The sequence below is a fragment of the Actinokineospora pegani genome, assembly GCF_009745975.1.
In the GTDB taxonomy this organism is placed as follows: domain Bacteria; phylum Actinomycetota; class Actinomycetes; order Mycobacteriales; family Pseudonocardiaceae; genus Actinokineospora; species Actinokineospora pegani.
In genome coordinates, this window is the sequence record NZ_WHOL01000065.1 from 65,376 (window position 1) to 88,062 (window position 22,687).

Consider the following 22,687-nt stretch of genomic DNA (forward strand, 5'->3'; position numbering starts at 1 on the left):
GAACATCGGTGAACGACTTCATCGCAGGGCAGGACCGGGCCGCGATCACCGTGGAGTACGCGGTGCTGACCGTCGGGGCGGCGGCGATCGCCGCGGTGCTCGGGGTGGTGGCCAACGGGGAGTGGCTGCTCAACACCTTCAAGGACCTCGTTGACTCCGCCTTGGACGGGGCGACGTGAGCGAGGACCGCGGGGCGGTGACCGTCGAGGCCGCCATCGCGCTGGCCTCGCTGGTCGCCGTCGCCGTGCTCGTTGTCGGCGGGGTGCTGGCGACGGTGTCGCAGGTGCGGTGCGTCGACGCCGCGCGGGAGGCGGCGCGGTTGGTCGCGCGGGGCGAGCCGGAGCGGGGGCGGGCGGTGGCGGTGGCACTCGCGCCGTCGGGCGCCGAGATCGAGTTGCGGCAGGTGGGAGATGAGGTGTCGGTGGTCGTGCGGGCGCCTGCGTCGGCTCTGGTGCCGGGGTGGGAGTTGAGCGCGGACGCCTACGCCGTCGCTGAGCCGGAGGGGGTGGGGATCAATCGATGAGTCGACGTGGCGGCGGGGGGACCGCGGGGCGGTGACGCTGTGGGCGGTCGGGGTCATGGCCCTGGTCGTCGGGGTGGGCGGGGCCGCGTCGGTGGTCGGGTCGGCGGTGGTGCAGCGACACCGGGCCGAGGCGGCGGCTGACCTGGCCGCGCTGGCGGGGGCCGTCGTCGTGGTGCGGGGCGGGGGTGACCCGTGCGAGCGGGTCGGGTGGGTGGTTTCGCGGATGCGGGTGCGGCTCAAGGACTGTCGGGTCGAGGGAGAGGAGGTGGGAGTAGAGGTCGAGGCGTCGGGTTCGGGGCCGCTTGCGCGGTTCGGCGGCGGACGTGCGGCTGGACGGGCGGGGCCGGTCGATCCGGGGCAAGCGGTCGTCGTGGAACGGTGAGCGGCACCGAGATCGGGGCCGCCTCGGGTGGGGGATGCGCCTTCTCGACGGTGCTCGGGGCCGGGTTTTGCCTGGTCGGAGTGGCCTGGGCGGGGGTGACGAGGGTTGTTCGGGCGGGGTGGGTGCGCGGGGGTGGAGCGAGGGGTCGCCATCCGGTAACCGGTTGTGCGGATTTCGTTCGGCCGTCGAAAGTGTCTTCACTCACCCCGTCAAAACGACCAGTGGCCGACTCCGAGTTCCCCGGCGGCCGCTCATGCCGTTGAGTCATTTGCAGCGAGCCACACCGGCTCCGCCCCACTTGAGGAGGCACCGCCCGCGATGATCGGTAGCGATAGGTCGGACACTTGGCGCAGGGCTTTCCAGGTCGAGCTGCGAGCTGAGGCCATCGGTCTCGCCTTCCGCGGCTGGGCTGTGCTGCCAGGGACCTATCCCGCCGGTGCGCAGTGGGCGGGCCGCCAGGACTTCGAGGCCACCGGGCCGGTTCCGGTGCACGACGACTGGCAGCAGCGGATCGGCACCCGGCCCGACCAGGTCGCCACCTGGTGGGCGGGGCAGCCCTACAGCCTGCTGTTGGCCACGGGGGCGGGTTTCGACGTGATCGAGGTCGACGCCGAGATCGGGCGGCGGGCGGCGATGGCGCTGCGGTCGGTCGGCATGCCCGTTCCGATCATCGCGACGCCCGACAGCCGGTGGCAGTTCCTGGTCACCTCCTCTGACCGGGAGTTGGACTCGGCGCTCGCCGAGCGGTCCGATGTGGTCCTGCGCGGCGGTGGAGAGTGGATCACCTTGCCGCCCAGCCCGTCGCAGCACGGTGTTGTGCACTGGCGCGTCAAGCCGGAGGTGTGCGGTTGGCGCTTCCCGTCCTCGCGAGTCGTGCAGGACGCGCTGCTGGAAGCATTGGGCCTGCCGACTTTCGACAGTCTCGCGACCCAGTTGGTCACGGCGGACTAAGACCGTCCATTTGGGACGAGAGCATGACCTGACAACTCCACAGTGACCACCGTGATCGGCTCGCCCTCGTCCGCCACGAGGCAACGCCGATCACCTCCGCCAGTCCGGCGCGCGGCGCGCAGCTCCCGCCCTGAGCGCGCGCCGCGCCCGGACCGGCAGCCAACCGAGTGACCGCTGGAGGCACGTCCTCCCGCAGCGCTAACGGATTTGGGACCCGCGGCATGGCCGCGGTCGGCGAACCCGCCTGGGGCCGCCACCCGCCCGACACCGACCGCCTCCCCGGTGTCGACAACGCGAGTGGCCGCTCCTCAGCCGACCGTCCCGAGCACAACTCACCGTGGCGCAGCGGTAGCAGGACAGTGCCGAGGAACTCGGTGGCAGGCAGCACGCCGGGGGTGGGCGCTGGATTTCCAGCGCCCCCCGGCGTTGCTGCGTTTCAGGGGGCTGTGGTCACAAGCCGGGGGATTTGCGTTGGTGGCTCGTTGGGCGGGGCCCCTACGACGATCATGCGCTGTGGGAGGGAAAGGAGGGGCTGAAAAGATGCCCCTCCCACGCAGCCGGCTGAGCACATGATCGCCTTCCCCGGACAAACCGATCCACCCCAACGAGCAGTAGGCGTTGCCGGGCGGCGGTTTGTGGGGTGTGGGCGTTAGCGGCGCAGGGTGTTGAGGACCGTGGTCAGGACTGCGATGGCGCCTTGCTTGTCCAAGGGGTCGTTTCCGTTGCCGCACTTGGGGGATTGAACGCAGGAGGGGCAGCCTTCTGGGCATTCGCAGGCGGCGATGGCTTTGCGGGTGGCGGTGAGCCAGGCCGTGAGGGCGGTGTGGCCTCGATCGGCGAAGCCGGCGCCGCCGGGGTGGCCGTCGTGGACGAAGACGGTGGGGTGGGTGGTTTCCGGGTGCACGGCGGTGGAGACGCCGCCGATGTCCCAGCGGTCGCAGGTGGCGAACAGGGGGAGCAGGCCGATGGCGGCGTGTTCGGCGGCGTGCAGGGCGCCGGGGATGCGGGAGCGCTTGAGGTTGGCGCGGTCCAGGCCCTGGCCGGTGAGTAGGTCCTCGGTGATCGTGTACCAGACCGCGCGGGTGTGCAGGGTGTGCTCGGGCAGGTCGAGGGGGACCTGGTCGAGGACCTGGCCGGTGGGCAGCTTGCGCAGGTAGGCCACGACCTGGGAGGTCACCGCGACCTTGCCCAGGCAGACCTCGACCGCGCCGCCGCCGAGGGCGGGGTGGACCGTGCGGGACTCCGTCTCCAGGATGGAGATGTCCACCTCCTCGCGCGGGGAGGTGGTCCAGTCCGGGGTCTCGGCGTGCACCATCGCCAGGCCCGCGTCCAGGTCGAGGTCGTCGACCACGTAGGACGAGCCCTGGTGCAGGTAGACCGCGCCGGGGTGGACGGTCGAGCAGGCGTTGCCCTGGTTGACCGTGCCCAGCATGCGGCCGGAGTCGGTCTCCACCAGCGCGATCTGCTCGCCGCCGGAGCCGCGGATGTCGACCGCGCCGTGCGGGCGGTCGCGCTGGGTCCAGTACCAGCCGCCGGGGCGCTTGCGCAGCGAGCCCTCGGCCACCAGGTCGTCGAGGACGGCGCGGGCGGCGTCGCCGCCGAAGTCGGGGAGGCAGTCGGGGGTCAGGGGGAGTTCGGCGGCGGCGCAGACCAGTTGCGGGGCCAGCACGTAGGGGTTGCCGGGGTCGGTGACCGTGGACTCGACGGGCTTGTCCAGGATGGCCGCCGGGTGGTGCACCAGGTAGGTGTCCAGCGGGTCGTCGCGGGCGATGAAGACCACCAGCGAGCCGTCGCCCGCCCGGCCCGCGCGCCCGGCCTGCTGCCAGAACGAGGCCAGGGTGCCCGGGTACCCGGCGACGATCACCGCGTCCAGGCCCGCGATGTCGACACCGAGCTCCAACGCGTTCGTGCTGGCGACACCGAGCAGCCGCCCGTCGCCGAGGGCGGCCTCCAGTTCGCGGCGCTCCTCGGGCAGGTACCCGGCGCGGTAGGCGGCGATCCGGTTCGGCAGGTCCGCGTCGACCTCGGCCAGGATGCGCTTGGCGCCCAGCGAGGTCAGCTCCGCGCCGACCCTGGACCGGGTGAAGGCCAGCGTGCGCGCGCCACCGACGACCAGATCGGCCAGGACGCGCGCGGACTCCGCGCCCGCCGAGCGGCGGACCGGGGCGCCGTTGTCCCCGGTGACGTCGTCGAGCAGCGGGGGCTCCCACAGCGCCACCGTGCGCGCCCCGCGCGGCGAGCCGTCCTCGTCGACCGCCGCGCAGTCCACTCCGGACAGCCGGGTGGCCGAGCCCGCCGGGTCCGACACGGTCGCCGAGGCCAGGACGAACACCGGGTCGGAGCCGTACCGGCGGCACACCCGGCGCAGCCGCCGCAGCAGCAGCGCCACGTGCGAGCCGAACACGCCCCGGTAGGAGTGGCACTCGTCGACGACGACGTAGCGCAGCCTGCGGAAGAACATCGACCAGCGGTCGTGCGCGGGCAGCACGCCGCGGTGGAGCATGTCCGGGTTGGTGAACACCCAGCGGGAGTGCGCGCGCACCCAGTCCCGCTCGGCCAGCGGCGTGTCGCCGTCGTAGGCGGCGGGGCGGAGGTCGGGCAGGTCGAGGTCGCGCAGGGCGCGGAGCTGGTCGGCGCCGAGGGCCTTGGTGGGGGAGAGGTAGAGCGCGGTGGCGCGCGGGTCCGCGGTGAGCGCGCTGAGCACGGGGAGCTGGTAGGCCAGCGACTTGCCGGACGCGGTGCCGGTCGCGATCACGGTGCTGCGCCCGGCGTGCGCGTGCTCGGCGGCCTCGACCTGGTGCGACCAGGGCAGCCGCACCCCGCGCGCGGCGAAGGCGGCGCGCACCGGCTCCGGGGTCCAGTCCGGCCACTCGACGACGGCGGCCAGGCGCTCGGGCAGCTCGGTCACGTGCGTCAGCGGTTCCTCGCCGCTGGCGACCCCGGCCAGCACCCCGCGCAGCAGCCGCGCCCCGCGGTCGTGGTCGGCCGTGGTCCGGCCGGCCGCTGACGACAGATCGGCGCGCATCCGGCGATTTTCGCACACGTGAGCGAGAGAGCGGCCTGGTGGCGCGGACACGCGGAGATGATCGTGAGATCTCGATCACAAAACAGCGGAGTTGCATCACGGACGGTCAACGGTGTGGAACGAGTCGCGTGAAAGATCCGCTTTACCAATACACTCCGTCGGTGGCCCACTGATTGTGGTGGCTAACACGTGAAAACGGGGTCGGTGCACGTCGTGTGCTAGTGGCGGGTCGCCGGCTGACCGAACAGGCAGATCCTTCAGGGAGGCCGGATGTCCGGGCAGTACCTCGCGGCAGAACTGACACTCACCGGCGGCGATCGCGGTGTCGTGGTGGTGGTCGCCGTGATCGCTCTCATCGCGCTGGCCGTCGGCTACGTCCTGCTCAAGGAGGTCCTGGCCGCGGGCCAGGGGACCGCCAAGATGCAGGAGATCGCCAAGGCGGTCCAAGAAGGCGCGGCGGCGTACCTCAAGCGGCAGCGCAACACCCTGCTGGTCTTCGGCACGGTGGTGTTCCTGCTGTTGTTCCTGCTACCGGCCGAGAGCGCGGGCGAGCGAATAGGCCGCTCGCTGTTCTTCTTGGTGGGCGCGGTGTTCTCGTTCGGCATCGGCTACCTGGGCATGTGGCTGTCCACCCAGGCCAACCTGCGGGTCGCCGCGGCGGCCAACGAGCAGGGCGGCCGGGAGAAGGCGACCAGGATCGCGTTCCGCACCGGCGGCGCGGTCGGCATGGCGACCGTGGGCCTGGGCCTGTTCGGCGCGGCGGTCGTGGTGCTGGTCTACACCGGCGCCGCGCCCAAGGTGCTGGAGGGCTTCGGCTTCGGCGCCGCGCTGATCGCGATGTTCATGCGGGTCGGCGGCGGCATCTTCACCAAGGCCGCCGACGTCGGCGCGGACCTGGTCGGCAAGGTCGAGCAGGGCATCCCCGAGGACGACCCGCGCAACGCGGCGACCATCGCCGACAACGTGGGCGACAACGTCGGCGACTGCGCGGGCATGGCGGCCGACCTGTTCGAGTCCTACGCGGTCACCCTGGTCGCGGCGCTGATCCTGGGCTCGACGGCGTTCGGCAGCGCGGGCCTGCTGTTCCCGCTGATCGTCCCCGCGCTCGGCGTGATCACGGCCATCCTCGGCGTCTACATCACCAAGGCCAAACCGGGAGAGAGCGGGCTGACCACCATCAACCGCTCGTTCTACGTCTCCGCGGTGGTCTCGGCGGTGCTGTGCACGGCGGCGGCGTTCATCTTCCTGCCGAACTCGTTCACGGAGCTGACCGACAGCACGCAGGCCAACACCCCGGGGAGCCCGGCGCTGATCGCGGCGGTCGCGGTGATCATCGGCATCGTGCTGGCGGGCGTCATCCTCTGGCTCACCGGCTACTACACCGGCACCGACCACAAGCCGGTCAAGGAGGTGGGCAAGACCTCGCTGACCGGCGCGGCCACGGTCGTGCTGTCCGGGATCTCGCTCGGCTTCGAGTCCGCCGTCTACACCGCGCTCGTCATCGGCGCGGCCGTCTACGGCGCGTTCCTGCTGTCCGGCTCTGTCGTGGTGGCGCTGTTCGCCATCGCGCTGGCGGGCTGCGGACTGCTCACGACGGTCGGCGTGATCGTCGCGATGGACACCTTCGGGCCGGTGTCGGACAACGCGCAGGGCATCGCGGAGATGTCCGGCGACGTGACCGACGAGGGCGCGCGCATCCTCACCGAGCTCGACGCGGTCGGCAACACCACCAAGGCGATCACCAAGGGCATCGCGATCGCCACGGCCGTGCTGGCCGCGACCGCGCTGTTCGGGTCCTACCGGGACGCGATCGACAAGGCGTTCGCCAAGGTCGGCGAGGCCTCCGGGGAGGCGGGTTCGGCGTTCTCGTTCCTGGTGTCCGACCCGAACGTGCTCGTCGGCGTCGGCATCGGCGCCGCGGTGGTGTTCATGTTCTCCGGCCTGGCGATCAACGCGGTGACCCGGGCGGCGGGCGCGATCGTGTTCGAGGTGCGCCGCCAGTTCCGGGAGATCCCGGGGATCATGGAGGGCACCGGCAAGCCCGAGTACGGCAAGGTCGTCGACATCTGCACCCGCGACTCGCTGCGCGAGCTGGCCACCCCCGGCCTGCTCGCCGTGCTGGCCCCGATCACCGTCGGCTTCGGCCTCGGCGTCGGACCGCTGGCGGGCTACCTCGGCGGCGCCATCGCCACCGGCACGCTGATGGCGGTGTTCCTGGCCAACTCCGGTGGGGCGTGGGACAACGCCAAGAAGCTGGTCGAGGACGGCAACCACGGCGGCAAGGGCTCCGACGCGCACGCGGCCACGGTCATCGGCGACACCGTCGGCGACCCGTTCAAGGACACCGCGGGCCCGGCGATCAACCCGCTGATCAAGGTCATGAACCTGGTCTCGGTGCTGATCGCCCCGGCCATCGTGACCTGGTCGGTCGGGCCTGCCGCCTCGACCGGGCTGCGGATGACCATCGCGCTGGTCGCGCTGGCGCTGATCATCGTGGCCGTCGCGGTGTCCAAGCGGCGCGGCACGGCCATCTCCGACACCCCGTCGGGGGTTTCCGCGCAGGCGTGAGGCCGTTCTGCCGAGGCGGGTCCGGGGCACCCCGGGCCCGCCTCGACATCTGTAACGACCGCCCGGCGCGGCCGATATCTGCTTGGCAAGGGTCTCTCAGGCCCACTGGGGAAGTTCACGGCAGGAGAACACACATGAACCCTCGGCTGTCCGCGCTCGTCGCGATCGCCGCCGCCGCACTGCTCCTCGCGGGTTGCGGCTCGTCCGGTGACACCGGCAGCTCGCCCACGAGCCAAACCGCCACGGGGGCCACACCCACGCAGTGGGTCGAGTCACTCTGCACCGCTCTGAACAACGTGGACAGGAGCCTGAGCACGGCGCCTGCGCCGGACCCCGCCGGGGACGGGCCGCCCTCGGCGAAGCTGCTCATGACCACGCTGGTCAAGGCCATGGAGATGCGGTTCGACCAGGCGCTCACCAAGCTCACCGAGCTGGGGGCCCCGCCAGTGGCCGACGGGCAGCGGCTCTTCGACGAAAGCCTGCGGGAGATGCGCGAGGTCAAGGAGAGGGTGACCGAGCTGAACGCCGAGCTGGCCAAGCTCCAGGACCTCGACGAGGCGGCGTTCATGGCGGCGAGCGAGCCGCTCACGACCGTCCTCGCGGAGTCGGAGGGCGCGAACCCCGTCACCCCGTTGACCGAGAACCCGGAGCTCAAGGCCGTCCTGGAGTCCTCGCCGACCTGCAAGGGCGTTCTCGACCCCAGCGAATCCTGAGCGTCGCCACCACGCGGCCGAGCGGGGCCGGTCCCGCGCCAGGGACCGGCCCCGCTCGGCGTCCACCCACCGGGCGTGCGAGCATCGATGGTCCACGGTCCCCAGTTGAGGAGTCCGGCATGTCTGCTCGACACGCCGTTGTCGTCGCCGCCGTCCTGACGCTCTCCGCCTGTGTGACCGGCGACCCCGCCCAACCACCACCCGCCGCCGCCCCCGAGGCGGTGGACACGGCTGAGCCCACGACCGCCGACGCCGACCCGGAGGTCACCGCGTGGGCGCAGCGGGTGTGCGGGGGGCTCGTGGAGGGCATCGCCGCGCTGGAGCGGCTGCCCGACGCCGACCCGGCTGAGCCCGCCGCCTACCGCGATGCCATCGACGGCTACCTCACCGCGCTGGACGCGGGCTTCGACGACATGCGCGCCACCCTCGACGGCGCGGGCCCGCCCCCGGTCGACGGCGGCGACCAACTGTTCAAGCAGGGCACGACGCAGGTCGACGGGGCCAAGACCGTCGTCGGCCTGGCCAAGGACAAGCTGGCCGAGGTCGACACCTCGAGCCAGGCGGCCTTCCAGACCGGCTTCGCCGCGGTGGCCGACGAGCTGCGCAAGCTGGTCAAGGCGGGCAACGTGGTCAACGTGCTGCGGGCCGACCCCGGCGTCGACGCCGCGTTCGCCGCCGCGCCGAGCTGCGCGCCGCTGAACGAGGCGCCCGCCCAGCCCACGTCATGATGCCGGGGTGAGAACCACCCTGGCCGCCGTCGCGGTCGTCCTCGCCGTGGGCGGCTGCACCGCGACCGACGAGCCGGACGACGACGCCAAGGTGGCGTGGGCGGGCGAGCTGTGCGCGGCCGCCGGGACCGCCGCGCTCGACCGGCCGCCGCCCGCCGCCGACCCGGCCGACCCCGCCGCCGTGCGCTCGGCCGTCACGGCCTACCTCGAGTCCGTCACCGCCGGGCTGACCGCCGCCGTCGACGGGGTCGAGGCCCTGGGGCCGTCGCCCATCGACGGCGGCGACGCGCTCGCGGACCGCCTCGCTGCCGCCTACCGGGGGCTGCGGGAACCGTTCGACGCCCAACTGGCCGCCCTGCGCGCCGACCCCGGGCCGGGGGTGGCACTGACCGCTCTGGCGGCGGTGGTGCCGAGGATCACGTCGCTTGGTGAGCTGGCGGTCGGCCCAGGCTCCGAATTCACCCGATGGGCGGAACGCGCGCCGCGGTGCGCGGCTGTGCCGACGCTGCGGAGCTGAACCGATCAGGGTGCTGAACCGATTCGGTCCAGGGTTTCCCAGATCGAACTCCTGTTCTATCGTGCCACTTGTGGCACAGCAGTTGTCGATCTTCTCGGCGGAGGTCAGCAACCCCAGGCTGACCGACCTCGCCGGGCTGCTGTGCGGGCCGGGCCGGACGGTCGTGTTCGCCCGCGCCACGGCCAGGCTGATCCTCCCCGTTTCCGATCCTTGGCGGGCGAAAGCGCTGCTCAGGGCCTGTGCCGAGCGTGGGATCACCGCTGAGCCGCACGCCTGCGAAGAGACCGGCGAGACCCAGTTGCGCACCGCCTTCCGCCGCGACCTGGCGCCGTTGGCCGCCGCCTGGAGCAGCGCCGGGGACAAGGCCGTGCCGCCCGCGTTCCTGCCCGACGGCGCCGCGTTGCGGATGTGGGCGCTGTCCGCCGGACGGTGGACCGACGGCGGCTATCTGCTGCCCGTCGACCCCGACGCCCCCGGCACCCACGCCCCGCTCGCCGAAGCGCTCCTGCGCTGCGGCCTGCCGACGACCGCTCCGACGGCGAAAGCCGAGGTAGCCGGCCTGCGGGTGGTCGGCAGGCGCAGGCTGGCGCGGCTGCTGGAACTGGTCGGTCCCGCCCCCGGACCGGGCTGCGCCGACCACTGGCCCGCCGTTTCCCGGATGCGCGCCGTGTCCTGAGCGTGCTACTGGTGGAAAGGGGGTCATACTTCGTCGGCCGATCTCCAGCGCTGGGCAACCTGGAATAGGGCTTTTCCTACTCAGCGTGCACACTGACTGGCTGACGCAGGCACGGCACGGGGTAAACAGAGAGCGGGACAGCGTGGCAGCGACTAAGAAGACTGCGGGCGGCGGGGGCGCCGAACCCAAGCGGCTGGTGATCGTGGAGTCGCCTGCGAAGGCGCGCAAGATCGCCTCCTACCTCGGGCGCAACTTCGTCGTCGAGTCGTCCCGGGGCCACATCCGCGACCTGCCGCGCAAGGCGGCCGAGGTGCCGGAGAAGTACAAGGGCGAGACGTGGTCCAACCTGGGCGTCAACGTCGACCACGGCTTCGAGCCCATCTACATCGTCACCCCGGACAAGAAGTCCACCGTGACCGAGCTCAAGGGCCTGCTCAAGGACGTCGACGAGCTCTACCTCGCCACAGACGGCGACCGCGAGGGCGAGGCCATCGCCTGGCACCTGCTCGAAGCGCTCAAGCCCAAGGTGCCGGTGCGCCGGATGGTCTTCCACGAGATCACCGAGCTCGCCATCCGCGCCGCCGCGCAGAACACCCGCGAGCTCGACCGCGACCTGGTCGACGCGCAGGAGACCCGCCGCATCCTCGACCGCCTCTACGGCTACGAGGTCAGCCCGGTCCTGTGGAAGAAGGTCATGCCGCGGCTGTCGGCCGGCCGCGTCCAGTCGGTCGCGACCCGCATCGTGGTCCAGCGCGAGCGCGAGCGGATGGCCTTCGTCGCCGCGAGCTACTGGGACCTCTCCGCGACCATGGACGCGGGCAAGGAGGCCGAGCCGCCCACCTTCGCCTCCCGGCTGCTCTCGGTCGACGGCACCCGCCTGGCCACCGGCCGCGACTTCGGCCAGGACGGCAAGCTCAAGGCCGGGACCGACGTGCTGCTGGTCGACGAGGCCGAGGCGGGCAGGCTCAAGGCCGCCCTCGACGGCGCGCAGCTCACCGTCACCAGCGTCGAGGAGAAGCCCTACACCCGGCGCCCCTACGCGCCCTTCATGACCTCCACGCTGCAGCAGGAGGCGGGCCGCAAGCTGCGGTTCAGCTCCGACCGCACGATGCGCACCGCCCAGCGCCTGTACGAGAACGGCTACATCACCTACATGCGGACCGACAGCACCACGCTGTCGGAGACCGCCATCGAGGCCGCCCGCTCGCAGGCCACCGACCTCTACGGCGCGCAGTTCGTGCACCCGACCCCGCGGCAGTACACCCGCAAGGTCAAGAACGCCCAGGAGGCGCACGAGGCCATCCGCCCCGCCGGTGAGGTGTTCCGCACCCCCGGCCAGGTCGCGGGCGAGCTGGAGACCGACGAGTTCCGCCTCTACGAGCTGATCTGGCAGCGCACCATCGCCTCCCAGATGGCCGACGTGCGCGGCACCACCATGACCGTGCGGATCACCGGCAACGCCTCCTCCGGCGAGGAGTGCGTGTTCTCCTCCTCCGGCCGCACCATCACCTTCCCCGGCTTCCTGCGCGCCTACGTCGAGGCCGTGGACTCCGAGGAGGGCGGCGAGGCCGACGACGCCGAGCGCAGGCTGCCGATCCTGACCAAGGGCCACGCGGTCACCGCGACCGACCTGTCCGCCGACGGGCACAGCACCAGCCCGCCGCCGCGCTACTCCGAGCCCAGCCTGGTCAAGGCGCTGGAGGACCTGGGCATCGGCCGCCCGTCCACCTACGCCTCGATCATCAACACCATCCAGGACCGCGGCTACGTGTGGAAGAAGGGCTCCGCCCTGGTCCCGTCGTGGATCGCGTTCTCGGTGATCGGCCTGCTCGAGCAGCACTTCGAGCGGCTGGTCGACTACGACTTCACCGCCGCGATGGAGGAGGAGCTCGACGGCATCGCCGCGGGCACCCAGCAGCGCACCGACTGGCTGTCCGGCTTCTACTTCGGCGGCCAGGTCGGCCCGGACGGCTCGGTCGGCCGCTCCGGCGGGCTCAAGCAGCTCGTCGGCTCCGGCGTGGACAACATCGACGCCAAGATCGTCAACTCCATCCCGGTGTTCGACGACGCCGAGGGCCGCTCGGTCGTGGTGCGCGTCGGCCGCTACGGGCCCTACCTCGAGCGCGAGGTCGACAACGCGCCGCAGCGGGCCAACCTGCCCGAGGACCTGCCGCCGGACGAGCTGACCCTGGCGCTGGCCGAGGAGCTGTTCGCCACCCCGATGGAGGGCCGCAGCCTGGGCACCGACCCGGTCAGCGGGCACGAGATCGTGGCGAAGGAGGGGCGCTACGGCCCCTACGTCACCGAGGTCCTCCCCGAGGAGGAGCCCCCGGCCGACGGCGCGAAGAAGACCAAGGCCAAGACCGCCAAGCCCAAGCCGCGCACCGGCTCGCTGTTCAAGTCGATGGCGCTGGACACGATCACCCTCGACGACGCGCTCATGCTGCTGTCGCTGCCCCGCGTCGTGGGCGCCGACCCGGCCTCGGGCGACGAGATCACCGCGCAGAACGGCCGGTACGGGCCCTACCTGAAGAAGGGCACCGACTCGCGCTCGCTGACCAGCGAGGACCAGATCTTCACCGTCACCCTGGAGGAGGCGCTCAAGATCTACGCCGAACCCAAGCGCCGGGGCCGCCAGGCCGCCGCCGCGGTCCCGCCGCTGCGCGAGATGGGCGAGGACCCGGTGTCGAAGAAGCCCATGGTGGTCAAGGACGGCCGGTTCGGGCCGTACGTCACCGACGGCGAGACGAACGCGTCGCTGCGCAAGGCCGACAGCGTGGAGGAGCTCACCGACGAGCGGGCTTCCGAGCTGCTCGCCGAGCGCCGCGCCAAGGGGCCCGCGCCCAAGCGCACGACCAAGGCGCGTACCACGACGGCGAAGTCGACCACCGCCAAGTCCACGGCGGCCAAGAAGCCCCCGGCGAAGCGCACGACCGCCAAGTCGAAGGGCTGAGTCAAAAGGCCGAGTCAAAGGCTGAGTCAAAGGTTGAGCCCGGGGTATCCCCCGTCATATCCATCCCCAGGATGACCTGCGCGCGGGGCGCGGGCGGATACGCTGGTGCCCGCTCTACGGCGTGGAAAGTGGGTGGGTGACATCAGCGGCGACGGGGAGACCGGGGGCTCGAGCGGGGACACGGCCGGGGGCTCGATGGCGGCCAGGGCGCGCAGCGTGTTGTCCATCCGACCGTTCCGCAGGCTGTGGGGCGTCACGTTCCTGTGCAGCATGGGCGACTGGATGACGCTGCTCGCGCTCAGCGGGTTCGTCACCAAGCTCACCGAGGACTACAAGGCGCAGAGCTTCGCCTTCGCGGGCGTCGTGCTGACCCAGTTGCTGCCCGGCCTGCTGTTCGCCCCGATCGGCGGCCTGTTCGCCGACCGGTTCGACCGGCGCAAGGTGATGGCGTTCGCCGACGTCGGCCGGGCGCTGCTGCTGGTGTCGATCGTCGTCGTCGGGTCGCCGATCTGGCTGTTCGCGGGCAACTTCCTGGTCGGCTGCTGCGCGCTGCTGTGGATCCCGTCCAAGGACGCCGCGGTGCCCAACCTGCTGCGCCGCCCCGACCAGGTGGAGACGGCCAACCAGCTCGGCCTGGTGATGACCTACGGCATCTCGGTCGTGTCCGGCGCAGGCCTCTACGCGCTGATCACCGGCGTCAGCAACAACCTGAGCCTGTCCTTCGACGACACCGGCCTGGGCATCGTCAAGGTCATCCTGTTCTTGATCGCCGCGCTCTACCTGACCAGCGCCATCCTGATCGCCACCCGCATCCCGGAGCTGTCCGGGCGCGCGTCCGCGCCCAAGGCCGACGCCGAGGACGACAAGCCCGCGCACTCGGGCTTCCTGGCGATGATCCGCGACGCCGGCCGGTTCGTGCGCACCACCCCGATGGTCCGCGGCCTGCTCATCGGGATGCTCGGCGCGATCGCGGCGGCGGGCGCCCTTGTCGGCTCCGCACAGGCCTACGCCAACAGCATGCTCGGCGGCGACGCCACCTTCGGCCTGCTGTTCGTCGCGCTGTTCGTCGGCCTGGTGTCGGGGATGACCGGATCGCCCAAGCTGGTGCAGCGGTTGCCGCGCAACCGGATGTTCGGCATCGCCATCGTCGTGGCCGGGTTCTCGCTGTTCATGTTGGCACTGGCCCCGCACCCGGTGGTGGCGCTGCCGTTCGTGCTGCTGCTCGGCGCCTGCGCCGGGGCGGCGTTCCTGACCGGTGTGACGATCATCGGCACCGAGATCGACGACTCGGTGCGCGGCCGGATCAACGCGATCTACCAGTCGATGATGAAGGTCGTGCTGGCCGGGGCGATGGCGCTGACCCCGGTGCTGGTCGGCCTGGTCCGCCCGCACTCGATCACGCTGTTCGGCCGCGAGATGATCGTCGACGGCACCCGGCCGGTGCTGCTCGGCGCGGGCGTGCTGGCGACCCTGGTCGGGATAGTGGCCTACCGGCAGATGGACGACCGGCGCACCGAGAGCATCCTGGCCGACCTGCGCTCCGCGGTCCGCGGCAAGTCGCGCAGCGGCAGCGGCCTGCTCATCGCCGTCGAGGGCAACACCCACTTCGACACCGCCACCCAGGCCAACCGCCTCGCCGACTGGCTGCGCGGACCCGGTCGCAAAGAGGTCCTGCTGGCCACCGACCCGGTCCTCGACGACGCCAAGCTGCGCGCCGTGCTCAGCGGGGCGCAGCTATCCTCGGCCCGCGCGCACGCCCTGGTCGCCGCCGCCGTGCGCGCCGACCTGGTCGAACGCGAGATCCGACCCGCGCTGGACCGGGGCGCGCTGGTCGTCATGGAGCGCTTCGTCGACAGCCCGCTGGCGCACCTGTCCACCGCGGCCGACCTCGACGCCGCCGAGCTGGAGGGCCTGGCCAACTGGGCGACCTCCCGGCTGCGCCCGGACATCACCCTGCTGCTCGACCGCGACCCGGCCACCCTGCCGCCGCGGCCCGGCAGCGCCCGCCACCACTGGCACGTCCAGGGCGTCCTCGCCGACATGGCCGCCGCCGACCCCGACCGCTACGTCGTGGTCGACGGGGACGGCACGGTCGAGGAGGTCGCGCACCGGGTCAGCGCCGCGGTCTACGTGGCCCTGGTGACCCGCGGGGTGCCGGGCTTCGCCGAGGACGAACCGGCCAAGGTCGACGCCTGACCCGGCGTTAGGGTCTTTCGTTGTGAGCGTGTGGTCCCAGGTCGTCGGTCAGCCCGACGCTGTCGCTGTGCTCGAAGCCGCCTCGGCAGCCGCCCGCGCGGTGGTGGCGGGGGAGCCGGTGGCCTCGGGGATGACCCACGCCTGGCTGTTCACCGGCCCGCCCGGGTCCGGCCGGTCGACGGCGGCCAGGGCGTTCGCGGCCGCGTTGCAGTGCACGACGCCCGGCGAGCCGGGGTGCGGGCAGTGCCAGGGCTGCCACACGGCGCTGTCGGGCACGCACGCCGACGTGCGGCTGGTCGTGCCGGAGGGCTTGTCGATCTCGGTCGCCGAGATGCGCGCCCTCGTGCAGACCTCCGCGCGGCGCCCCACCGGCGGCCGCTGGCAGGTCGTGATCATCGCCGACGCCGACCGGCTCACCGAGGGCGCGGCCAACGCCCTGCTCAAGGCGGTCGAGGAACCCCCGGAGCGGACCGTCTTCCTGCTCTGCGCCCCCTCCGACCACCCCGACGACGTGTCGGTCACCATCCGCTCCCGCTGCCGGGCCATCGGCCTGCGCACCCCGGCCCCCGCCGCCATCGCCGCCGTCCTGCGCCAGCGCGACGGCATGGACGAGGAAACCGCCACCTGGGCCGCCTCCGTCTGCGGCGGCCACGTCGGCCGGGCCCGCCGCCTCGCCACCGACCCCGAGGCCCGCGACCGCCGGGCCAAGGTCCTCCGCATCCCCCTCAACCTCCGCCGCCTCTCCGACGTCTTCGACGCAGCGGACGACCTGGTCAAAGCCGCCGAGACGGACGCGGTGGCGGCAGGCGCGGGCCGGGACGAGGCGGAGAAGGACGCCCTCAAGACGGCCCTGGGCCACGGCGGCACCGGCAAGGGCGCGGGCACCGCCACCCGCGGCAGCGCGGGCGCCATCAAGGAACTGGAGAAGCGCCAGAAGTCCCGCGCCACCCGCACCCAGCGCGACGCCCTGGACCTGGCCCTGATCGACCTGGCCGCGTTCTACCGCGACGTCCTGGTGACCCAGGCGGGCGCGCCCGCGACGCTGAACCACCCGGACCAGGCCACCGCCTCGAGCCAGGCCGCGGCGATGTGGACCCCGGAGTCGACCCTGCGCCGCCTCGAGGCCATCCTCGGCTGCCGGGAGGCCCTGGAACAGAACGTGAAACCCCGCATCGCCGTCGAGGCGATGATCACCGCCCTCCACATGGGCTAGCCCCACCCCCGACGAGCGGGGCCTGCCAGGGGAGGGCTACTTGCGCTTGGGCCGACGGCTGGGCAGCGCGGCCACCAGGACCACACCGACCAGCAGCATCGCCGTCCCGCTCCAGAACAGCGGAATCGACTGGTACGCCGCGTTCGTGTAAGCCAGCGGCGGCATCGGAGACCCCTGCGGCGCCGGAGCGGGCGGGGCCTCCGGGCTGACCGCCGCAGTGCCGCAGACAACGCCACCCTCGGGTGCATAGGCGCGGGCGACCTGCTCACCCAGGGAGACCTGGGCCAGCGCCGACGGGAGGTTCGGCAGCCCCAGGGCCTCGGTGGGCAGGACCTGCAGGTCGAGCATCCGGGCGGTGGCGCCGAGCTGGTAGCCCTGGAACGGCTCGGTCGCGGCGGCGTCGGTCTGGTTGAGGCCCGCGACCGACAGCCGGATCACGCCGAGGTCGAGGGTCTTGAGGCCGTCGGCGATGGCGTCCCGCAGGGGCAGGCCGCCCGCGAGCAGGTCGCCGATGATCGGCAGGCCCTTGAGTCCGTCCTGGACCTGCTGGGGCAGCGCGAGGTCGGGCAGCGGCAGGGCCAGCGGGATGTCGAGCGCGGGGTTGGCCGCGTCCAGCCTGCCCAGGCTCTTGCCGCCCTGGACGACCTCCAGGACCGGCGCGCTGTACTGCACCGACGAGGTGGCCTTGTCGCCGGTGGAGGTGACGGTGAGGGTCGGCTGGCTCACGACGTTGATCGAGATCTCGAAGCCGGTGCCCGCCAGGAGCTGCACCGAGGCCACCTGCAGCGTCGAGACCGACTGGACCGCCTTGTTCGGCGACCCGGGGATGTCGACGAGCTTGACCGTCGAGCGCGCCGAGAGCGTGTCGGGCAGGCGCAGCAGCGAGCCGCCCTCGGTGCTGCCCTGGCCGCCGAGGACGCCGCCGAGGGTGCTCAGCGGGCCGGTCAGCTTCTTGAGCTGGTCGACGACGGCGTTGTCACCGGCCGCGTCGAGGCCGGGCACGTCGAACAGGCCGGTCAGGTCCTTGGCGCTGGGCAGCGTCGGGATGGCGTTGAGCGCCGACAGGCTGGCGATGCTGGTCCTGGCGTCGGAGATCGTCTCGACGCACGGGCCGAGGGTGTCGCTCCACTTGGCGTGCGCCGACCCGTCGAGCCCCTTGACCGTCAGCAGCGTGTCCAGCGGCGTCTTGGGCGGTGCGATCCCGCCGACCACCGGGTTCTCGTTGTTCGGCGGCGCCGTCTGCGCCAGCGACCCCGGCGACTGCGGGCTCGACCCCTGCACCGCGATGCCACCGGGGGAGGCCTGGGCGATCGCCTTCTCGTAGGCCAGGAACGCCTCCGAGTTGACCTGCGCGCTGGCGAGCCCGAAGCCCACCTCCACCGCCGACTGCTTGGGCAGCACGTCCTCGGCCCCCGGGATGACCGCCTTGGTCGGCGTCGAGTTCGGCAACACCCGGATCACCGCCAACCCCGTCCCCGCGTCCCCCACCGCGTGCCCGAGCGGCTGCGGCTGCGCGGGCGACGACGCGGGCGGCCCGCTGGGGTCCCGCAACGGCGGCACCGGCGTCGTCTGCACCTGCGCTGACGCGGGCGCGGCAGCGAGGGCCAGTACCGAAGCGGCGATGGGCAGTGCCAACACCACTGGCAGGCGACGACGCATGACCGGTTCCTCCTACGCGCGAACTCCTGACGCACCGGTGGTAACCGGCGTTCACCCAGTAGAACGACGCAGGCCCCCACTGGTGACGCTCAGGGTTACCGCTATAGTGGTGCACGGCAACGAGCCATGCCGCCTTAGCTCAGTCGGCTAGAGCGATTCACTCGTAATGAATAGGTCAAGGGTTCGACTCCCTTAGGCGGCTCGCACCAGCAGGGCCCCTCCGCCATCCGGTGGAGGGGCCCTGCTGCGTCCCCGGACGACACCGGCGACACCAGCGACACCTCGGGGTCGAGCTAGCTGCGCAGCACGATCGCCTTGACGAGGTCCGCGTCGACACCCAGGATCAGCAACCCGGTGACGACCGCGCTCAGCGTGACGAGCAGTCGAATGGTGCCTGACCAGGTGCGCAGGCTCTCGCCGAGGACCGTGACGACGTTTCGCGACGTCTCCCCGCTCCGTTCGCCGCAGCAGGGGGACTGCTCGTCCGGGTCTGCGATTTCGGTCCGGCTAATGCCCGCCGAGCAGACTTGCCGCTCAGCGCCTGCGGCTGGCCGGTGCGGGTCGGTGGGTTCTACCTTCAAGATGTCCAGTCCTTCGAGTAATTCGGTGCGAGAAGGGAGCGGCGGGCCGTACCTGTCCGGGAGCAGCCCACCGCTCCTGAGCGCCCGATCGAGGGTTGGCGCGGCGCCAGGGCCGTTGCATCGGTCCTCGGTGCCAGCGCGGGCGGTCCCCCGATTCGGGGGACCGCCCGCGGTGCTTCTGCTGCCTCGTGCGCACCGTCAAGGCTATGAGCGCAGGTCGGTGAAAAGGGTTGCACAACGCTGATCGGTGTCTGTTCGACGGCAAACGGGCCTGAGTGTTCAGCCCGGCCAATCAAGTTCGTCGCAGAGACCTTCCCAGAACGGGCTGGTCTGCTGTAGGGGCCACGTCGCGCTTGGGGTTTCCACCAGTGCGCACAGGCCCCTGATCTTGGGGCTGACCTGCGGTGGGGCGGCAAGGGTGTGGTGGGCGGCTGATCGCTGAGCAGTGCGGCTACCGCTGCGGGTAGAACCGTTGTTCGTGCCCGGCTGACTGCTGCGACGTGCCGTTCATCGTGCAGATCGGAGCTGGGTTGCGATCTCGGCGCCCGAAACGGGCCTTGCCGGTGTTCTGGCCCCAGCCTGTTTCGCCTCCTGAGACAGTGACCGGGTGACTACCGGCGAACAGCTCCTGCACTGGCTCGGGCACCTGCGCCCGCACACCAAGCCCGACGGCGTGCGGAGCCTGCACAAGCCGTTGTCGGTCATCTGGGCCCTCGGGCGGGTGGCCGAGGGGGAGCGGCTGCACTCCTGGTCGCGCTTCGACGTCGAGGTCGGTGGGCTGCTCGACGCGTTCGGTGGGGACGGGTCTCGCCGGACGCCGGAGTACCCGTTCGGGCGGCTGCGGGGGGATCAGTGGGAGTTGGTCGGGTGGGCGGATGCGGCGCAGCCGGGGCGGGGGGAGCTGAACCGGCTCAACCCCTCTGGCGGGTTCACCGAGGCGACCTTCGCCGCCCTGCTGGATGACGCCCTCCGGGCCAGGGCCATCGACGTGGTCCGCCGCGCCTACCTCAGCGAGCTCGACCAGGAGGGCGTCCTCGCCGCCGTCGGCCTCGAGGGCTGGGGGAGCGCGTCCGGCGCGCCCCGGCGGACGGTGACCCGCGCGGAGGTCGAGCGCAGCAGGCGCAACGCCGCGTGGGTCAAGCGGCACCACGAGGACACCTGCCAGCTCTGCGGCACCCGCCTGGCGCTCGTCGGCCGCCACTACAGCGAGGCCGCCCACATCCGGGGGCTCGGCGCCCCGCACGACGGTCCCGACGTGCCCGAGAACATGCTCTGCCTCTGCCCCAACTGCCACAAGCGCTTCGACGCCTTCGCCCTCTGCATCGACCCGGCAGGCCGGGTCCTCCAGGTCAGCGAGGGCTCGACAGCCGTTGTCGGTGCCTTGACGACCCGGGACGGCCACGAGGTCGATCAGGCGTGCGTCGCCTACCACCGGGAGCGGTGCCTGGCGTGACCCGGCAGGTCAGCGGGTCCGGACCGGGGAGTTCGCGCGCCTGGCCCGCCACGCCGTGGCGATGACCAGGGCGACCGCCGACACCAGGCCCGCCGCCGCCGTGCCCAGGGCGAACCCCGCCGACGGCTCGTGCCCCAGCAGCGTCGACGTCAACAACCACACCGCCGCCCCCAGCAGCGCGCCCAACGGCGCGGCCGCATAAGGAGCCGAAGGCCGTCGGTGCCCCCGGCGCAGCGCGCGCATCAGGGACTCCACGGATGCCACCGCGAACAGGCCCAGCAGCAAGCTGCCCCCGCCCATCACGCTGGCCAGGGGGTGTTGCGGCGTGCGCACGGTGAACTCCTGTGGCGACCCGCCGTCGACGCTCAAGGAGCCGGTCACCGCCCCACCCACCACCCAGCGCATCAGGGGCTGGGGCTCCACCTTCGCCTCGAAGGTGCCGTCTGGCGCCGGGGCGATCGGCACCCGGCCGGTCCAGAGCGACACCCCCGCCGTGGACAGGGAGAACTCGAGGACGAACGGCGCGCCTGACCCCACCGTCCCGCGCACCGGGACCGGTTTGCTCAAGTCCACCTGGACCGGGCCGGTGATCGGTTGGCCGCCGAGTTCCAGCCTGCCCGGTTGGTGGGCGATCGCGGTCGGGGCCAGGAAGGGGAGCACGACCATCGCGACCAGGGCCACGAGGCCGACCAGCAGTGGGACCACGAACGGTGGGCGGCTGAGGACCTCCTGCGCGGGACGCAGCTCAGCCGGTTCGAGCAGGTGGGTTCGCTCGTCGCGGTCGGTGCCCCGGACGGGTGCTGTCGTGGTGGTGGGGCCAGTGCCCGCGGACGTGGTGGCTGCGCTGACCACGCGGGGGCCGAGGTGGACGGGGGTGTTCGCGCGTTCGAGCCAGCCGGGGCCGAAGACGGCCGCCGCGGCGGCGGCGAGGTCGACGGCGAAGGCCTCGGCGTCGCGGTAGCGGTGGGCGGGGTCGCGGGCCAGGCTGCGCATGACCACTGTGGACAGCGGGGCCGGGACGGCGCGCAGCGGGGTCGGGTCGGTGAACATGCGCTGGCGCAGCATGGAGACGGCGCCGCGGGTGCGGTCGAACGGGAGGTCGCCGCTGAGCAGCTCGTAGAGGACCGTTCCGGCCGAGTAGAGGTCGGCGGCGGGGCTGAGCGGGTTGCCCATCGCCTGCTCGGGGGCGATGTAGGCGGGGGTGCCGAGCACCTCGCCGCCGTGGGTCATCAGGGTGGCGCCCTCGCTGATCACCCTGGCGATGCCGAAGTCGGCGACCTTGACCACACCGGAGGTGGTGAACAGCAGGTTCTTCGGCTTGATGTCCAGGTGCAGCACGCCCGCGGTGTGCGCGGCGTGCAGCCCGGCCAGCATCGCCAGGGTCAGCGCGCACGACTGCTCGCCGGTCAGGCCGCGGCCGGTGAACGCGTCCCACACGGTGCCGCCGTCGAGGCGCTCCATCACGAGCAGGTTGTCCGAGCCGGTCTGCACGTAGTCGTAGACCGGGACGATGTGCGGGTGGTCGAGGCTGGCCAGCACCCGCGCCTCCCGGTCGAAGCGCGCGTTGACCTCGGGGTCGCCCGCCACCGAGCCGGGCAGCCGCTTGATCGCGACCTGCCTGCCCAGCGACCGGTGCACGCCCGCGAACACCACGCCCATGCCGCCCGAGCCGATCTCCGAGCCCACCTCGTACTGCGGCAGCGCCGCCGACAGCGCGGTCGTCATGGCACCGGCCTGGGCAGGGCGGCGGTGGCGTCTTCGCGCACCGTGGCGGGCCCGGCGGGGTGCGGGGTGAAGAAGCCGAGCAGCATGGCCACCACCGCCGCGCCGAGCACGAGCGGGATCTCGACCTCCGGTTCGGGCGCGACCAGCCGCAGCACCGACAGCGACACCACCGCGACCAGCCCGGTCGCCACCCCGGCGGGCAGGAACCGCAGGGCCCGGCGGAAGCGGTTGCCCGGCAGCCGGTGCCGGGCGAGGGCGACCAGGGTGCTCGACCACAGCACGACCGCCAGCGCGAGCATGGCGATCCCGAACGCCCCGTAGACCGACCACAGCGACCCGCGCACGTCCACCACCGTCTCCGCCGACCCGAGCGCCACCCGGTCCTCGGTGAGCAGTTCGACCGACGTCGGCAGCAGCCCGATGGCCTGCCCGTCGAGGTCGCGCACGTCCAGCGGGAACGACCGGGTGACCTGCGAGCGCGGCGGCACGGTGAACGGCAGCGTGGTGTCGAAGGTGAAGAAGTCCAGCGCCAGCGCCTCCCCGGACACCCGCACCAGCCGCACGCTGCGCGTCGTCGAACCGGTGTTGGTGATCGTCAGGTCCAGGTCGACCGCGCGGACGGGGTCGAGGGTGACCGTGCGGTCGGTGATGTCCTGACCCGCCACGGCCACCACGACCGCGAGCGGATCATCCGACGACGGCGTGGTCTGCGCGGCGGCGGGCGCGGTGCCCGTGCACAGCAGTGTCACGAGGGCAACCGCGGTACCGATTACACGTCCCACAGGGAAACTCCCGGGATGGGTTGACCCGACTGGCGCGGATGC

At 72.3% G+C, this 22,687-nt stretch carries 18 protein-coding genes and 1 tRNA gene; 14 read left to right on the forward strand and 5 right to left on the reverse strand.

What is annotated here, in order from left to right; translation table 11 throughout:
- Window positions 1–8 precede the first annotated feature (8 nt).
- From GCL84_RS09595 to GCL84_RS09610, 4 genes are all read left to right on the forward strand, one after another.
- Entirely contained in the window at window positions 9–179 is a 171-nt protein-coding gene (locus tag GCL84_RS09595) for a DUF4244 domain-containing protein (RefSeq protein ID WP_156755045.1), read from the forward strand.
- Entirely contained in the window at window positions 176–523 is a 348-nt protein-coding gene (locus tag GCL84_RS09600; protein WP_156755046.1) for a TadE family type IV pilus minor pilin, read from the forward strand. The genes GCL84_RS09595 and GCL84_RS09600 overlap by 4 nt, the downstream gene beginning before the upstream one ends.
- 31 nt (window positions 524–554) lie before the next feature.
- The gene (locus GCL84_RS09605) at window positions 555–905 is read left to right on the forward strand and encodes an Rv3654c family TadE-like protein (protein WP_156755047.1); all 351 of its coding nucleotides are present in this window, start codon (window positions 555–557) and stop codon (window positions 903–905) included.
- 318 nt (window positions 906–1,223) lie between these two features.
- Window positions 1,224–1,856, forward strand: coding sequence for a bifunctional DNA primase/polymerase (locus GCL84_RS09610; RefSeq protein ID WP_156755048.1), 633 nt, complete (start codon window positions 1,224–1,226; stop codon window positions 1,854–1,856).
- Window positions 1,857–2,505: 649 nt separating this feature from the next.
- Here GCL84_RS09610 and GCL84_RS09615 read toward each other — a convergent pair.
- Window positions 2,506–4,881, reverse strand: coding sequence for a DEAD/DEAH box helicase (locus GCL84_RS09615; protein ID WP_156755049.1), 2,376 nt, complete (start codon window positions 4,879–4,881; stop codon window positions 2,506–2,508).
- Window positions 4,882–5,151: 270 nt separating this feature from the next.
- Here GCL84_RS09615 and GCL84_RS09620 point away from each other — a divergent pair, with 270 nt between their 5' ends.
- The 8 genes from GCL84_RS09620 (at window position 5,152) to GCL84_RS09655 (ending at window position 16,445) form a co-directional block, all read left to right on the forward strand.
- The gene (locus GCL84_RS09620; RefSeq protein WP_156755050.1) at window positions 5,152–7,449 is read left to right on the forward strand and encodes a sodium-translocating pyrophosphatase; all 2,298 of its coding nucleotides are present in this window, start codon (window positions 5,152–5,154) and stop codon (window positions 7,447–7,449) included.
- A gap of 296 nt (window positions 7,450–7,745) precedes the next feature.
- On the forward strand, window positions 7,746–8,162 hold the full coding sequence (locus GCL84_RS09625) for a hypothetical protein (protein WP_156755051.1): 417 nt from the start codon (window positions 7,746–7,748) through the stop codon (window positions 8,160–8,162).
- Window positions 8,163–8,281: 119 nt separating this feature from the next.
- Complete coding sequence (locus GCL84_RS09630) at window positions 8,282–8,890, forward strand: hypothetical protein (protein WP_156755052.1); 609 nt, start codon at window positions 8,282–8,284, stop codon at window positions 8,888–8,890.
- Window positions 8,891–8,897: 7 nt separating this feature from the next.
- Window positions 8,898–9,407: a hypothetical protein gene (locus GCL84_RS09635; protein WP_156755053.1), complete on the forward strand. Its 510-nt coding sequence runs from the start codon at window positions 8,898–8,900 to the stop codon at window positions 9,405–9,407.
- 70 nt (window positions 9,408–9,477) lie between these two features.
- A complete protein-coding gene (locus tag GCL84_RS09640) occupies window positions 9,478–10,083 on the forward strand; it encodes a hypothetical protein (protein WP_156755054.1) in 606 nt (201 codons plus the stop codon).
- Window positions 10,084–10,225: 142 nt separating this feature from the next.
- Window positions 10,226–13,036, forward strand: a complete 2,811-nt coding sequence (topA, locus tag GCL84_RS09645; RefSeq protein ID WP_156755055.1) for a type I DNA topoisomerase — start codon at window positions 10,226–10,228, stop codon at window positions 13,034–13,036.
- Between the two features lie 132 nt (window positions 13,037–13,168).
- Window positions 13,169–15,232, forward strand: a complete 2,064-nt coding sequence (locus GCL84_RS09650) for a bifunctional MFS transporter/dTMP kinase (protein ID WP_407924379.1) — start codon at window positions 13,169–13,171, stop codon at window positions 15,230–15,232.
- Between the two features lie 22 nt (window positions 15,233–15,254).
- Window positions 15,255–16,445 (forward strand): DNA polymerase III subunit delta', encoded by a 1,191-nt coding sequence (locus GCL84_RS09655; RefSeq protein WP_156755056.1) that lies wholly within the window; start codon window positions 15,255–15,257, stop codon window positions 16,443–16,445.
- Between the two features lie 36 nt (window positions 16,446–16,481).
- On the opposite strand, the gene GCL84_RS09660 is transcribed toward GCL84_RS09655, so the two are convergent.
- A complete protein-coding gene (locus tag GCL84_RS09660; protein WP_197523131.1) occupies window positions 16,482–18,104 on the reverse strand; it encodes a hypothetical protein in 1,623 nt (540 codons plus the stop codon).
- Between the two features lie 128 nt (window positions 18,105–18,232).
- On the opposite strand from GCL84_RS09660, the gene GCL84_RS09665 reads away from it, so the two are divergent.
- Window positions 18,233–18,306 (forward strand) — tRNA-Thr (locus tag GCL84_RS09665).
- Between the two features lie 91 nt (window positions 18,307–18,397).
- Here the strand turns inward: GCL84_RS09665 and GCL84_RS09670 are convergent.
- The gene (locus tag GCL84_RS09670; RefSeq protein ID WP_156755057.1) at window positions 18,398–18,685 is read right to left on the reverse strand and encodes a hypothetical protein; all 288 of its coding nucleotides are present in this window, start codon (window positions 18,683–18,685) and stop codon (window positions 18,398–18,400) included.
- 607 nt (window positions 18,686–19,292) lie between these two features.
- Between GCL84_RS09670 and GCL84_RS09675 the strand changes: the two genes are divergently transcribed.
- Window positions 19,293–20,138, forward strand: a complete 846-nt coding sequence (locus GCL84_RS09675; RefSeq protein ID WP_156755058.1) for an HNH endonuclease — start codon at window positions 19,293–19,295, stop codon at window positions 20,136–20,138.
- Window positions 20,139–20,147: 9 nt separating this feature from the next.
- Here the strand turns inward: GCL84_RS09675 and GCL84_RS09680 are convergent, their stop codons facing one another.
- Both GCL84_RS09680 and GCL84_RS09685 read right to left on the reverse strand, forming a co-directional pair.
- A complete protein-coding gene (locus tag GCL84_RS09680) occupies window positions 20,148–21,863 on the reverse strand; it encodes a serine/threonine-protein kinase (protein ID WP_156755059.1) in 1,716 nt (571 codons plus the stop codon).
- A complete protein-coding gene (locus GCL84_RS09685; RefSeq protein WP_328618763.1) occupies window positions 21,860–22,612 on the reverse strand; it encodes a hypothetical protein in 753 nt (250 codons plus the stop codon). The genes GCL84_RS09680 and GCL84_RS09685 overlap by 4 nt, the downstream gene beginning before the upstream one ends.
- Window positions 22,613–22,687 lie beyond the last annotated feature (75 nt).

Bases quoted from the DNA above. Each gene is read 5' to 3' on its own strand.
- GCL84_RS09620 (WP_156755050.1), top strand. From the start codon at position 5,152: ATGTCCGGGCAGTACCTCGCGGCAGAACTGACACTCACCGGCGGCGAT.
- GCL84_RS09660 (WP_197523131.1), bottom strand. From the start codon at position 18,104: ATGCGTCGTCGCCTGCCAGTGGTGTTGGCACTGCCCATCGCCGCTTCG.
- GCL84_RS09630 (WP_156755052.1), top strand. From the start codon at position 8,282: ATGTCTGCTCGACACGCCGTTGTCGTCGCCGCCGTCCTGACGCTCTCC.
- GCL84_RS09680 (WP_156755059.1), bottom strand. From the start codon at position 21,863: ATGACGACCGCGCTGTCGGCGGCGCTGCCGCAGTACGAGGTGGGCTCG.
- GCL84_RS09615 (WP_156755049.1), bottom strand. From the start codon at position 4,881: ATGCGCGCCGATCTGTCGTCAGCGGCCGGCCGGACCACGGCCGACCAC.
- GCL84_RS09610 (WP_156755048.1), top strand. From the start codon at position 1,224: ATGATCGGTAGCGATAGGTCGGACACTTGGCGCAGGGCTTTCCAGGTC.